The 15,342-nt window shown below is 34.2% G+C and carries 11 protein-coding genes; 9 read left to right on the forward strand and 2 right to left on the reverse strand.

Features of this window, described 5'->3' with window-relative positions; all coding sequences use genetic code 11:
• Positions 1–62 precede the first annotated feature (62 nt).
• Together BMY18_RS08320 and BMY18_RS08325 are read left to right on the forward strand one after the other, a co-directional pair.
• A complete protein-coding gene (locus BMY18_RS08320; RefSeq protein ID WP_092452712.1) occupies positions 63–1,562 on the forward strand; it encodes a DUF6709 family protein in 1,500 nt (499 codons plus the stop codon).
• A gap of 96 nt (positions 1,563–1,658) precedes the next feature.
• Entirely contained in the window at positions 1,659–2,438 is a 780-nt protein-coding gene (locus BMY18_RS08325) for a SagB/ThcOx family dehydrogenase (protein ID WP_092452715.1), read from the forward strand.
• Between the two features lie 109 nt (positions 2,439–2,547).
• Here BMY18_RS08325 and BMY18_RS08330 read toward each other — a convergent pair whose 3' ends face one another.
• Both BMY18_RS08330 and BMY18_RS08335 read right to left on the reverse strand, forming a co-directional pair.
• Entirely contained in the window at positions 2,548–3,441 is an 894-nt protein-coding gene (locus BMY18_RS08330; RefSeq protein ID WP_092452718.1) for a metallophosphoesterase, read from the reverse strand.
• Positions 3,442–3,445: 4 nt separating this feature from the next.
• Positions 3,446–4,498: a DUF4474 domain-containing protein gene (locus BMY18_RS08335; RefSeq protein WP_170841351.1), complete on the reverse strand. Its 1,053-nt coding sequence runs from the start codon at positions 4,496–4,498 to the stop codon at positions 3,446–3,448.
• A gap of 218 nt (positions 4,499–4,716) precedes the next feature.
• Between BMY18_RS08335 and BMY18_RS08340 the strand changes: the two genes are divergently transcribed.
• The 7 genes from BMY18_RS08340 to BMY18_RS08370 all read left to right on the forward strand — a co-directional run bounded on the left by BMY18_RS08340 (position 4,717) and on the right by BMY18_RS08370 (position 15,319).
• Positions 4,717–5,859 carry a glycoside hydrolase family 5 protein gene (locus BMY18_RS08340; RefSeq protein WP_092452724.1) on the forward strand — a complete coding sequence of 381 codons (1,143 nt, stop codon included), beginning with the start codon at positions 4,717–4,719 and terminating at the stop codon, positions 5,857–5,859.
• Positions 5,860–5,904: 45 nt separating this feature from the next.
• Entirely contained in the window at positions 5,905–6,747 is an 843-nt protein-coding gene (locus BMY18_RS08345; protein WP_092452727.1) for a CAP domain-containing protein, read from the forward strand.
• 265 nt (positions 6,748–7,012) lie between these two features.
• Complete coding sequence (kdpA, locus tag BMY18_RS08350; protein ID WP_092452730.1) at positions 7,013–8,752, forward strand: potassium-transporting ATPase subunit KdpA; 1,740 nt, start codon at positions 7,013–7,015, stop codon at positions 8,750–8,752.
• 16 nt (positions 8,753–8,768) lie between these two features.
• The gene (gene kdpB / locus BMY18_RS08355) at positions 8,769–10,838 is read left to right on the forward strand and encodes a potassium-transporting ATPase subunit KdpB (protein ID WP_092452733.1); all 2,070 of its coding nucleotides are present in this window, start codon (positions 8,769–8,771) and stop codon (positions 10,836–10,838) included.
• A gap of 14 nt (positions 10,839–10,852) precedes the next feature.
• The gene (kdpC, locus tag BMY18_RS08360; RefSeq protein WP_092452736.1) at positions 10,853–11,461 is read left to right on the forward strand and encodes a K(+)-transporting ATPase subunit C; all 609 of its coding nucleotides are present in this window, start codon (positions 10,853–10,855) and stop codon (positions 11,459–11,461) included.
• Between the two features lie 347 nt (positions 11,462–11,808).
• Complete coding sequence (locus BMY18_RS08365; RefSeq protein ID WP_092452739.1) at positions 11,809–14,544, forward strand: sensor histidine kinase; 2,736 nt, start codon at positions 11,809–11,811, stop codon at positions 14,542–14,544.
• 61 nt (positions 14,545–14,605) lie between these two features.
• Complete coding sequence (locus BMY18_RS08370; RefSeq protein WP_092452742.1) at positions 14,606–15,319, forward strand: response regulator; 714 nt, start codon at positions 14,606–14,608, stop codon at positions 15,317–15,319.
• Positions 15,320–15,342 lie beyond the last annotated feature (23 nt).

Consider the following 15,342-nt stretch of genomic DNA (forward strand, 5'->3'; position numbering starts at 1 on the left):
TGAGTCTTTTTTATTATAGATAAGTTATTAATTAAAAAATAAGATGAGGGTAAGGAGAAATAATGGAATATCAATATTCAGAATCTATGAATAAATTATTAGAAAGACGACCAAATAGAAGGGTGCATATTATCTTAATAGCACTTATGGTTATTACGATTATTGGAAGTGTTTTGGGTTACGTATTCGTAAAAATTGAAATAAGTAAAAGTAAGGAAAATGTACAGACGTTTAATCCCAAGAGTGCAGAATCAAGTTATAGTAAGTTAACCCCAGAGTATTTATCAGATGAGTTTGCGGCTGAGTACGATGATAGTATAAATTATCTATTCGCGATTGATAAGGATAATAATCCATACATAGTAGCGGTAAAAGCAGAAGATATGAATCAATACAAAGACATAATAGACTATACATATTCGAATACAGGAAGTGCTCCTGCCGAAGTTACATTAAAGGGTACACCACGAAAGATAGATGATGAAATAACTGGTTTGGCAGTTGATTCATTTAATACGTTCTATAACAGTAATGTGGTTAATACGAGTAATTTTAATACAGTATTTGGAGATTATTATTTGGATACGACGCAACAGCCATCAGGAAACTATGCATTTATGAGCTTGTGCATTTTGATTTTCTTGGTATTAGCTTTTATTTATATTTATCTAATGGATAAGGAAAGAAAGAGTTTCAAACTTCGTAAGACTACATTAGATAGACTAGATAATACAGCAATTAAGGATGCTGATAGGGAAATTAATGAAATAACAACCAAATATTTTGAGTCTCAAAGTCTATATTTAACGAGCAGTTATATCATTAGTACAGTGCACGGATTTGAGATTATAAAATTATCAGAAATAAAACAAGTTTATGGATGTGTATATGGCAACAACAAGAAAAAGCCTAAAAGTTCTATTACGGTTGTAACAAATGATGATAGACAACATGAAATTGCTATCATTAAACTAGATAATAGAGGGAATGAATTATTAAATGATATAGTAAATAATATAAGAACTTGTTTGCCAGATATTGTATATGGCTTCGAAGGCGGTTTTTATACAAGAGGTATGGGTAATAATAGTATAGATATTGATACAGATGCACAATTAGTTAAAAGCAATGTAGTTCTTGGTACGATAGGAGCATTTATTGGAGCCATGCTCGGCGGTGTTATTTGGATTATTATTGGAGAACTTGGATTTATAGCTGGGATAGCTGGATTTGCAATGATGTATTTTGCAATTAAGGGTTATAGTGGATTATCGGGTCGCTTAGATAAAAAGGGACAGATTATTTCTTTAATCATTGCCTTAATCATGATTTTTGTTGCTGATTATTCATCATATGCTTTAAATTTCTGTAAATATTATTTTGATGGTAATTATAGCATGAATAATTTAGTTACATCATTTAAAAATCTACCAGAATACCTCACATATGCCGATGTTTGGGGCTCTTTCATTAAAGATTTGGCAATTGGTTATGCACTCTCAATTTGGTCGGGATTTGGTATTTTTCGTTCGGTTTTTTCAAAAAACAAAAAAGTAAAATAATTGATTTTCCATTTGCACGAAACGAAATAGATGTACTAAGATGCGCAAAAATACCATAAAGAATAAAAGCCGATAAAGCGGTAGACAGGAGTAGTTATGAATGATGATAATACTAAAGTAAAAATCATGGAATTAAGAGAAATTATGAAAACTATTTCTGATGATATGATAAGTGATGAGAAGGAAGGTCTACCACAACCTCCAATGGAGAAACCGTGTGGAGGGAGTAAGCTTATTTCGCTCACCAAGGATTTTGATAATGTGGTAAAAAACAATAACTATTTAGATTTGCTTAATTCTAGAACTAGTAAGCGTATATATACAGATGAGGCCCTTTCTCAGGATGAACTAGCGTTTCTGCTTTGGGCTACACAAGGAGTGAAGCAAGTAGTGGGTAAACAAAAAAAAGCGACACTTCGTACGGTTCCATCTGCTGGCGCAAGACATCCATTTGAATCCTATCTTTTTATAAATCGAGTAGATGGATTGGAGCCAGGGTTATATCACTATTTAGCGTTGGAACACAAGTTGGAATTTATAAAGTCAGTTGAAAATCAAGTAGACAGGCTAAGTGAGGCATTTTCGGGTCAGACTTTTTTTGCGAATGCAGCAGTGTGCTTTGTATGGACGGTAATTCCTTATCGTAGTGAGTGGCGTTATGGTAAGATTGCACCAAAATATGCATTGGTTGATGTAGGGCACGTATGTCAGAATCTCTATCTTGCAAGTGAAGCAATTAGCTGTGGTGCTTGTGCCATTGGTGCTTATAGTCAAGAATTAGCAGATGGATTGTTAGGATTAGATTCAACACCATCATTTGAAAATGATAATGAATTTATAATTTATGCTGCTAGTGTTGGAAAGTTGAAGCTTTAGATTCTAAATAGAGTGCATTTAGATTCATATTAAAATAAGGTCAATGAAAAGTGCATGTAAATGACTTTTTCATTGGCCTTATTATTATTATTATTATTATTATTTATTGTTATTTCATAAAATAATCAGTTAATTCTACGGGCCCCTCTAATACTTTTCTACCGATATACAAGACTCGATCAGGTCTTGTCATAATGGACCATTTAACTAAAGCAATACTTCCATTTGCAATTTCAATTCCAGTAATGCACCTAGGATGGACACAGCATCCATCATTAAAATATAAAGGTTCTCCAACTTTAGGGAATGCTGGAACGTGGGTATGGCCTGCTATCAACATGTGTTTGGTATTTTTCACCCAACTAATCATGTTTTTTTCTATATAATTTTTCTTTTCACTATTTCCAGAGGTACTTGTAGGATCTTGAATGCCAATAAGTTCTAAAGGTTTCCATAAATAGCGAACCAGAAAACGAGATAACATCCATAATTCATCATTTATAAAATCACCCTGATGACCATGAGCTAGTAAAATTTTATCATTTGTATTTCGGTACTGAAGGATTAATCCTTCAGTTATTTTTATGCCAGGAAAAAGTGCTCGCTTAGAATTGGAACTATCACAATAGAATGAATTGCAAGTTTTTTGAATATAGCGAGGATTTCTTTTTACAATATCATGATTACCATATATCAGATGCAAACGTCCTTCTCGATAAAAAAGGGACATAAGCCAAAATGCATCACTATGATTTTTGATAATGTTTTTCATCTTTCTATTTTCCCAAAGCTCGTCGCCATCTCCAAGCTCGACATATGTGAAATCTCTTTTATAATAATAGTCAAGTGCGGTAAAAAAAAGACTTTGATTATTTGAAAAATTATCACTCCAATTACCTTCTCCACGATGACAATCGCTCATAATAATAAACTTTGAGGTTTCATCGAAGTGGATAACCTTTGAAGTTGACATGAGCGAGGATAAGCGTTTTGAAGTAGACATACCATCATTCCTCTCTTTTTTCGTCTGATTTGTTAATGAAACCGCCGAGGTTACGAAATGAATCAAAAATTTGAGGTGATTTACCGACATTCAAAATTTGATAGTACATTTTTGGAGCTCGATTTCGTAAAATTTCCAATTTATCCAGAGTATCATTAGACTCATCAGTCATATTTTGATAAGTGCTACAAAGGGATTGGTTGTTCTTTTCCATAATATAATCAGTAAAAGCAGTTCGAGTAAAAGGCTGTGCTGTATGAGGTTTGTCGAAGTTAATGTTTACAATTCGCCCACTAACTGAGTATTCATCGTTTTTGTATCCTGCATTTTTTAAAGCTTCTACAAAGGCATCACACATATTTGTATCATATAATTCAAGTACAATATCCATGGAGAGCTCGGATGGTTTTGAAAATTCACCAAGTTTAAAACCAGTTAACCACCAATGATATCCGTTTCTAGTAAAAAGTAAATCTTTATCTTTTCGAAAAGCAAAGGCCATATTAATGCGGTCTTCATCACTCACACTGTAATAAAATGTTCCATTAAAAAACCCTGGAATATTTAGATTCGGTCCTTTCGTATAGTAAATACCAATCTCACCGCCGGTAGTCATTCCATATTGTCCCTTCCAAAATTCTATTAACCAATTGATTCCGTTATACTCAAAATGGATGGGTTCACAATCTATAATCATACTAAGCGTTGCGCATGTTTCATCATAAAGTCTACAATAACCCAAATCTCTTTGCCAACATTCCATTAGTGAATAAAATACATCTTCGTACATATCATAGGCGAAGCCATATGGCTTTAAATCTTTGTTTAATTTGTTGAGCTGTTCTGTACTATTACCTTTTATATAGGTACTTGACTCATTTGCTTTTTTTTTGACTTTTCTTGGTTTATTTATAATAAAAAAGATTATGATCGAAATAGTTATTAAAACAGCTAAAAAGCCAAATATAATCCCAAATATATTAAGGGATATCATTAAGAAAGATGAAGTCCCAGTAATTTGTCCCAAAGTAAATTCTTCTGCTTGATTTAGTAACATAAAATATCTCCTTAAAAATATGTTATATATCATAATATTCGAGAACAAGAGAACTTGTTATAAAAAACAGTATGTACTTTGAAAAAAATTTCAGAAACATATAGGTGTCATAAAAACAGAGGAATCCAATTTATTTACATATTGCCTTTTTATGTTATAATATTAGTAAAAAATGGAATACATCCTAGAATATAAACGATGTTGAAGGAGACAAATATATGAAGCGAAAATACGTATTGTATATTGGACTCTGCATTTCTGCAGTTCTTATGCTTGTATTTATTATATTAAAAGCATGTGGAGTATTAGAAAATAAAGGAACCGGAGAAAAAGGAGGCGATTATATGCAAGTATCGAACGAAAAAGTAACATCCACGATACAAAAACAAACTGAGTCAAATAAAGATAATGGATCAACGATTATACCCGTGGCATCAAAAGATATAAGTACAATCCCTCTAGAAAATCATGGAAAACTGTCCGTTTCAGGAACCAATCTAGTTGACTGTAAAGGTAATCCATATCAGCTTAAGGGCGTAAGCACACATGGACTTGCTTGGTACCCAGAGTATGTGAATACTGATACATTTAGGACCTTGAGAGATGATTGGGGAGCGAATGTTGTAAGACTAGCAATGTATACAGAGGAGTATGGCGGATATTGTAATGGCGGTGATAAGGCTGCACTTAAGCAACTCATTAATAATGGTGTCAAATATGCAACCGATCTTGGAATGTACGTGATAATTGATTGGCATATCCTTAGTGATTATAATCCTCAGAAGAATAAGGCAGAGGCGATAGCGTTCTTTGATGAAATGTCGGACAAGTACGCAGGATATACAAATGTAATCTATGAAATATGTAACGAGCCACAGCAGTCTAGTTGGGTAAAAGATATAAAGCCTTACGCAGAAGAAGTCATTACCACAATAAGAAGCCATGACAGTGATGCTATTGTACTTGTTGGAACCAATACATGGTCACAAGATGTAGAGGACGTAATTGGCAATAAGATAAATGATAACAATACTATGTATATCCTTCATTTTTATGCTGGAACGCATTTTGATATCATAAGGAATAAGCTGATTTTGGCCAAAAGTTCGGGAGTGCCAGTATTTGTAAGCGAGTGTAGCATTTGTGATGAAAGTGGTAATGGTGGTATCAACTATGATTCCGCTAATACATGGCTCAAATTACTAAATGAAAATAACATTAGTTTTATTGCATGGAGTCTTAGCAATAAGAACGAATCTTCAGCACTAATTAATCCGGAATGCAACGCGCTGAGTGCATGGAGTGATAGTGATTTGTCAGATACAGGAAAATGGTTTAAAAATTCGATAGGTAACCAATAAAAAGGAATACTTGTTTTAAAAAACAGAATATATCGAGGATATATAATGAAAAATAAATTAGTTAAATTTACAATAATAATATTTGTGGTTGCATCCGTTGCGATTATAGGAGGTAATGAAAAAGCAATCCATAATAGCTCGCAATTCAATGAAATTACAAAAAATATGTGGGAATCAGAAAATGTAGCAATTATAACTGGTGATTTATATGGGCATGCAACGTATAATGAATCCACGTTTGCACTTGCTAATTTAAATGACTATTGGAGAGTTCATTCACAAGTATCAACAGAAGTGCCAACAGAAGCACCGATAGAAGCGCCAACAGAAGCACCTACAGAAGCACCTACAGAAGCACCAACAGAAGCGCCAACACAAAAACCAACACAAAAAACAGCATCAGATGAGAAGCAAAAAGACACATCAACTGATAATCCAAGCACCATCATAACCGATGATGAGGCAAGAACAAAGGCAATAGCACTAAATAATTCCTATAGAAATATGGTGTCAACTATCCTTAACGAAACAAATGCAATCAGATCTGGGGTCGGCGCAAGTGCGTTGAGTGAAAATGCGACATTGACTCAAATGGCTATGTTTCGGGCGGCAGAAATGGCAAATTCGACTGTGCTTTCACACACAAGACCGAATGGGTTGGCTTGTTTTACGGTATATGATATATATGGCTATGCATATACTTCGGCGGGTGAAAATCTGGCATGGAATTCAGATAATCTAAGAAGTCCAGTTAAAGATTGGGCTGGGTCGGAAGGCCATTACAAAAATATGATTAGCACAGCATATAATCAAATTGGCATAGGAGTTGCACCAGGTGTTTGCAACGGACATCAAGGATTCTATTATGTGCAGGTATTTAGTAATTAAAGTGTTTAATGAATTAAAAGAAAAAACTAGAATAGCGCATATAGAATATAATATATTTAAAAAATAAGTATAGTAAAGTGACCATTTCCAATTATAGGGTGGGCACTTCACTATACTTTTTTTGGCTTTAACGTAACTTTAATGCAGCCCATAACATTTCTAACACCCATTTAATATTGCAAATGATATATTTGATAATAAGTATTAAAGATTATATGTTAGGTTAGAATTAAAGAAATCAAAAAAATGAACGGAGCTGAAAAAAATGGTAAATTCAATGAATCAATATATTTTTTATATTGTCATTTTAGTTTTATTGGCAATTCCATTAGGACTGTATATTGGAAAAGTTATGAATGGTGAAAAGGTATTATTATCAAAAATATTAGTACCATGCGAAAAATTAGTCTATCGATTTTTAAAAATTGACAGTAGCGAAGAGATGAATTGGAAAAAGTATGGAGCATGTATTCTCTGGATTAGTGGAATCAGTTTCACAGTATTATTTCTAATTCTATTATTACAAGGTATTTTACCTTTTAATCCACAAGGTATAAAAGGAATGGGCATACCTTTGGCATTTAACACTGCGGTAAGCTTTGTTACAAATACGAACTGGCAAGCATATAGTGGTGAAGCGCAGGCATCTTACTTCACACAAACGGTAGGGTTTACAGTTCAAAATTTCATATCAGCAGCAGTTGGAATTTCCGTGTTATTTGTAGTGATTAGAGGCTTTATAAATAAACAAAAAGAACAACTAGGGAATTTCTGGGTAGATTTTACAAGAATTATTTTATATGTTTTAATTCCATTGTCAATCATTCTATCAGTGTTATTAGTATCACAAGGCGTTGTACAAAATCCTGGTTCTTATGAAACTGTAAATTTAGTACAGCCAATCACATTAGACAATGGTCAGACGGTTACGCAGGAAATAGTTCCTATGGGATTAGCTGCAAGCCAAATCGCGATTAAGCAACTAGGAACAAATGGAGGAGGATTTTTTGGAGCTAACTCAGCATTTCCATTAGAAAATCCAACCATACTTTCAAACATTCTAGAAATGCTATCAATACTTTTGATACCAGCAGCACTTTGCTTTACGTTTGGAAGAAATATTAAAAATAAAAAACAGGGCATTGCGATATTTTCAGCAATGATGATCGTTTTATTGACTGCATTAACAATTACTGCAATCAGTGAACATACTGGAACACCACAAGTTACAAGTAATACTTCGGTAGATTCAAGTACGGTTAACCAGTCCGGCGGAAATATGGAAGGCAAGGAATCAAGATTTGGTATAGCCTCATCTGTAACCTGGTCTGTATTTACAACAGCTGCTTCAAATGGTTCTGTAAACTCAATGCTTGATTCATATACCCCAATGGGTGGAATTTCATTAATGTTGTTAATACAGCTTGGTGAAGTAATATTTGGTGGAGTTGGGTGTGGACTATATGGAATGATTGGATTTGCAATATTAACAGTATTTATAGCAGGATTGATGGTCGGTCGAACGCCAGAGTTTTTGGGCAAAAAAATTGAACCTTTCGAAATGAAAATGGCAGTGTTTGCTTGTCTTGCAACGCCAGTGGCTATATTAGTAGGAAGTGGAATTGCAACACTAGTTCCATCTATAACGAATAGTTTAACGAATTCAGGCGCTCATGGCTTTTCAGAAATATTATATGCATATTCTTCAGCTGGAGGTAATAATGGTTCCGCATTTGCGGGTCTTGCTGCAGATACTCCATTTTTGAATATTTCACTTGGAGTTGTTATGTTATTTGCAAGATTTGTGCCATTGTTAGCGATGTTAGCGATAGCTGGAAGTCTTGCTAAAAAGAAAAAGATAGCGGTTACAAGCGGTACTTTATCAACGACCAACACAATGTTTGTATTCTTATTAATATTTGTAATATTATTAATAGGAGCATTAAGCTTTTTCCCAGTGTTGGCACTTGGTCCAATTGCAGAGCATCTTAAAATGATAATGTAGACAGGAGGCGGTTAAAATGAAGAATAATAAAAAAAGTGGTAGTATAGATAAGAAAATGATTACATTAGCAATCAAAGATTCATTTAAAAAATTATCACCAAAAGTACAAATAAATAATTTGGTTATGTTTTTGGTATATGTATGTGCAATTTTGACAAGTGCGTTATTCGTACTTTCATTATTTGGTATAAAGGATGCACCGTCAGGTTATATATTCGGAATCGCAGTTATTTTATGGTTCACAGTTTTATTTGCAAATTTTGCAGAAGCAATAGCAGAAGGTAGAGGAAAGGCTCAGGCTGATTCACTTCGTGCAGCAAAAAAAGATGTCTTGGCTCATAAAATTCAATCCTTAGATAAAAAAGATAAGCAGGAATCAATATCATCTGCCTTGTTAAAAAAAGGTGATTTGGTATATATCAATGTTGGAGAACAGGTTCCAGCAGATGGTGAAGTTGTTGAAGGTGCCGCATCAGTTGATGAAAGTGCCATAACTGGTGAATCCGCTCCCGTAATTAGAGAAGCTGGAGGCGATAGAAGTGCAGTGACGGGCGGAACTACTGTTATTTCAGACTGGCTTGTAATTGAAGTGACCAGTGAAGTAGGAGAAAGCTTTCTTGATAAGATGATCGCAATGGTTGAAGGATCTGCAAGAAAAAAGACACCAAATGAAATTGCTTTGCAGATATTTTTATTGGCATTAACAGTAATATTTATACTTGTAACAGCGTCATTATATTCATTTTCAGTATTTTCTTCAAAACAAGCAGGAATTGTAAATCCAATCTCAATCACATCACTAATAGCACTTTTGGTATGTTTGGCACCAACTACAATAGGAGCATTATTGTCTTCAATTGGTATAGCGGGAATGAGCAGACTAAATCAAGCAAATGTCTTAGCGATGAGTGGTAGAGCAATAGAAGCTGCCGGTGATGTAGATATTCTTATGCTTGATAAAACGGGAACAATTACACTTGGAAACAGACAGGCAAGTGAGTTTATGCCAGTTGATGGTCACAGTATTGAGGAACTTGCTGATGCTGCTCAATTATCTTCATTACCGGATGAAACACCGGAAGGTAGAAGTATTGTAGTACTTGCCAAAGAAAAATTTAATATTAGAGAACGTAAATTAAATGAACTTAAAATGGAATTTGTCCCTTTTTCTGCTTTGACGAGAATGAGCGGTGTTAATATTAAAGACAGTGAAATACGTAAAGGTGCAGCAGATTCTATGAAGGAATATGTGCAAAATTTCGGTGAGATATATAGCGAGGAATGTGACCTGGCAGTTCAAAAAATCGCAAAATTAGGTGGAACGCCTCTTGTAGTTTCAAAAGACCACATCATTATAGGTGTGATTTATTTAAAGGATATCGTTAAATCCGGCGTAAAAGAAAAATTTGCCGATATGAGAAAAATGGGAATTAAGACAATCATGATAACGGGTGATAATCCATTAACAGCAGCAGCAATTGCGGCAGAGGCAGGGGTTGATGATTTCCTTGCTGAAGCGACACCAGAAGGAAAATTAACAATGATAAGGGATTTCCAGGCAAAGGGACATCTTGTAGCAATGACAGGTGATGGAACAAATGATGCTCCTGCATTAGCACAGGCCGATGTAGCAGTGGCAATGAATACAGGCACACAAGCAGCTAAAGAAGCAGGAAACATGGTGGATCTGGATTCTTCACCAACAAAATTAATTGAAATTGTAAGAATTGGTAAACAACTCTTGATGACCAGAGGCAGTCTTACAACGTTTAGTATCGCAAATGACCTTGCAAAATATTTTGCTATTATTCCTGCTTTATTTATTGGAATATATCCAGAATTGACAGCTTTAAATATAATGAGACTGCATAGTGCACAAAGCGCTGTATTTGCAGCAATCATATATAATGCTCTGGTTATTATAGCATTAATACCATTGGCACTAAAAGGAGTTAAATATAGAGAAGTTCCAGCAGGAAAGCTATTGTCACAAAATCTTTTGGTATATGGTCTTGGTGGTATAATAACACCATTTATATTTGTTAAACTGATTGATATGTTAATTGTTGCAATAGGCTTAGCCTAGGAAATGAGGAAATTATGAAAAATATAAAATCAATATTACCCAAAGCTGCTGTTTTAATTTTAATTATTACAATCATTTGCGGAGTGATTTATCCCCTTATAATAACTGGAATATCACAAGTATTCTTTAATAATAAGGCAAATGGAAGCATTATTGAAGTAAATGGCGTAAAGTATGGTAGTGAGCTTTTGGGTCAGCAATATACGAGTAATGAGTATATGTGGGGCAGAGTTATGAGCGTAGATACATCTACATTTACGGATAGTGAAGGTAATTCAGTTATGTATGCGAAAGCAGCATCTAATCTAACACCAGCAAGTGATGAATATAAAAAGCTGATTGCCCAAAGGGTACAAAAAATTAAGGATGCAAATCCAGATGCAGATACCGATAAAATCCCAGTTGATTTAATAACTGGTTCAGGAAGTGGAATTGATCCTGGTGTCAGTGTTGCGGCTGCAAAATATCAGGTGGCTCGAATCGCGAAAGCGCGTAATTTAAGTGTAAGTGATGTTAATAAAATCATTGATAAATATACAACAGGTAGATTACTTGGAATTTTTGGAGAAAGTACAGTGAATGTCCTAAAAGTAAATTTGGCATTGGATGGTATACTGAATTAAGGAATGTTATAATGATATTTAGATTTGAGGTGAAAACTCATGTTGGAGGTGTTGAGTGAATAACCATTTATCATTATATATTTTGCCTTGCCTTTCCTTCAAGTAGCATATTTTTTTGCAAGCCTCAGAGATGATGAAAAGTCTCACTTCGTTCGATTTTCATCTGAGTCTTGGAAAAAATATTAGCGCTACTTTCAGCCGGTCTGCGGCAAAATATATAATGATAAATGATTATTCACTGGTTACGTTGTGATGTGAGCTTTTACATTTAAATTAAGATATAATTATAAAATAAGGGAACAAGCGAATTGGTAAGTAAGGAACGGTAAGTGGAGGGAGGGGTTAAAATGAGAGAGAATTATCGGGATCCGGATGCGATTTTAAAATATATTGAAGAAAATGAAATGCAACAAGGAAAAGGTAAACTTAAGATATTTTTTGGATATGCGGCAGGTATAGGGAAAACTTATGCTATGTTGGAGGCTGCGCATGTTGCAAAATCAGCAGGAATAGATGTGGTAATTGGCTATGTTGAGCCACATACAAGACCGGAAACGATAGAACTGACCAAAGGATTGGAAATGATTCCTACAAAATCCGTTAGTTATAATAATATTTTGCTTAATGAGTTTAATTTGGATGCCACATTGAAGAGAAAACCGCAGATTGTTTTGGTAGATGAACTTGCTCATTCGAATCCCAAAGGATGCAGGCACGAAAAAAGATATCAGGATATTAAAGAACTTCTTACAGCAGGGATTGATGTATACACTACCGTAAATGTTCAGCATCTGGAAAGTTTAAATGATATGATTGCAGGAATTTCGGGAATCATAGTAAGAGAGAGAATCCCAGATTCTGTATTTGACGAAGCAACACAAGTGGAATTGGTAGATTTTGAACCGGAAGAATTATTAGAGCGCTTAAAACAAGGGAAAGTATATAAAGATAAACAAGCTAAGAATGCATTGAATAACTTTTTTACTATAGATAATCTAGTGTCGCTTCGAGAAATTGCATTACGAAGAATGGCTGATAGAGTAAATATGATACAAGAGAAAACATTACTTAGAAATAGAGAATCAGATGGAATATCAGTTGAGCATATTTTGATATGTCTATCACCATCGCCTTCTAATGAAAAAGTCATTAGGCAGGCAGCTAGAATGGCTAGCGCTTTTCATGGTAAGTTTACTGCTTTTCATGTCGAGACTTCAGAGTTTTCGGAATTATCAAAAGATAATATAGAAAGATTGAATAGAAACACAAGACTTGCAGAGCAATTAGGAGCTAAGCTGGTAACTTCTTATGGTAGTGATATTGCAGAGCAAATTGCAGAGTATGCAAAAGTTGCAAGAGTGTCAAAAGTTGTGCTTGGTAGGACATATACAAAAAGAACTATGTTTTCTATAAAGGAAAGCTTTTCAGAACGACTGACAAAATTAGCACCACAATTAGAAATATTTTTGGTACCAGATGCGTATGAAAAGAAATATGTCATAAGAAAAAAAATTACTATAAGTACATTACAAAGAGCAAATGTTTTTAATGATATCATGGCATCAGTGGGTATCATGGTTGTTGCAACATTAATAGCTTATTTATTTCGTTATATGAATTTTAGTGATGCAAATATCATAATGGTATATATACTAAGCGTTTTATTCACGTCCCTAGCTACAGGTCAAAGAAAGTATAGTGTGATTTACAGTATTGCAAGTGTGTTTGTATTTAATTTTTTCTTTATTGAGCCAACGATGACATTTACAGTTAGTGATCCGCAATATATTGTGACGGTTGTTATTATGTTTGTAACCGCATTTATTAGCTCTTCATTAACACAAAAAGTAAAAAATCATGCCAGGGAGGCTGCAAAAAAAGCGTATCGTACAGAAATTCTTTTAGAGACAAGTCAGAAGTTGCAAAAGGCGGATACTTCTAAAGAAATAATTATAAATACGGCAGAGCAATTAGGAAAACTGTTAGAGAAAAATATTCATTTTTTCTTTGGTAATCCGGAATATAATAAAGAACCTTATTTATATAAGGTTGCTGAAAAGCCGGAATATGTTTTAAATAAGGAAGAACTTGCAGTTGCTGAATGGACGTTTAAGAACAATAAACATGCTGGATTTTCAACTACAACGCTACCCGGAGCAAAGTGCCTATATCTTGCAGTGCGTAATAGTGAAAAAGTATTTGCTGTGGTTGGAATTGAGATGGAGGAAAGAGAAATTCCTGCATTTGAAAAAGACATGATGAGCGCTATTTTAAACGAATGCTCATTGGCACTAGAAAAAGAAGAATTGCTAGGAGCACAAAAGGAAGCGGATATAAAGTTGCAGCAAGAACAGCTACGCGCTAATTTATTACGTTCCATTTCGCATGATTTGCGAACTCCGCTCACCAGTATTTCAGGAAATGCTGGAATTTTAATTGGAAATGCCGATAAAATAAGTAGTGATCAAAAGCAAAAGCTATATGTAGATATTTATGATGATTCCATGTGGTTAATTAATTTGGTAGAAAACTTGTTGTCTGTTACCCGTATTGAAAATGGCACAATGAATCTGAATTTACAGGCAGAATTGTTGGATGATGTCATTTCAGAAGCGCTAAGACATATCAATCGAAAAAGTATAAAACATAATATTGTTGTAGATCAAGAAGATGAGTTTCTTATGGCAAAAATGGATGCCAAATTAATGATGCAGGTAATTATTAATTTAGTTGATAATGCGATTAAATATACGGAAGAAGGTTCAAAAATACAAATTTCTACAAAAAAAAGAAAACATCAAATTATCATAGAAGTATCTGATAATGGGAAAGGTATTGAAGACGAGCAAAAAGAAAAATTATTTGATATGTTTTATACAGTAAATAGTCCGGTTGCTGACGGACGCAGGGGAATGGGTCTTGGACTTGCGTTATGTAAATCCATTATAAATGCACATGGAGGACAAATTAGTGTATATGACAATAAACCGAGTGGAACTGTTTTTCGATTTACTTTAAATGCAGAAGAGGTGAATGTAAAAGAAAAAGCACTTTTACAAGAAGGAATGCCAAGCATTCTTTAATTATGCGCATTGCCTCGCAGAGCGAGCCAATAAAAGATGTGCAGAAATGGGAGCAACAATAATGATATATGGAAAACCAACGATTTTGGTTGTTGAGGATGATCCACCAATTAGAAATCTAATAACAACTACATTAGAAACTCAGAATTATAAGTATATGACGGCTGAAAATGGAACAAAGGCTTTACTTGCAGCGACTTCAGGTAGTGCGGATATTATTCTATTAGATTTAGGCCTCCCAGATATAGATGGCGTAGATGTGATTAAAAAGATACGTTCATGGTCTGTGGTACCGATTATCGTAATTAGTGCTCGTAGTGATGATAGGGATAAGATACAAGCCTTGGATGCAGGAGCAGATGATTATATTACAAAACCTTTTAGTGTGGAAGAACTTCTGGCCAGACTTCGCGCTACATTAAGAAGAATTCAGTATTTGGAATCAAGAGGTGCAGTGGAAGAATCCGTCTTTCACAATGGCAATTTAACAATTGATTATACATCTGCAGTAGTAACATTAGATGAAAAGGAAATACATCTGATGCCAATAGAATATAACTTGATATGTCTTTTGGCAAAAAATGTTGGAAAGGTTCTAACACATCATTTTATATTAGATAAAGTTTGGACAAATGCAATAGAAAGTGATTTGTCTTCTCTAAGGGTATATATGGCTTCTTTACGTAAAAAAATTGAAATTAATACGAGTGAGCCTAAGTATATTCAGACGCATATTGGAATAGGGTATCGTATGGTGAAAATAGACAGTGAATAATTATCTCACGATGATTATTTAAT

The organism is [Clostridium] fimetarium, from assembly GCF_900111235.1.
Taxonomy (GTDB): Bacteria; Bacillota; Clostridia; order Lachnospirales; family Lachnospiraceae; genus Clostridium_N; species Clostridium_N fimetarium.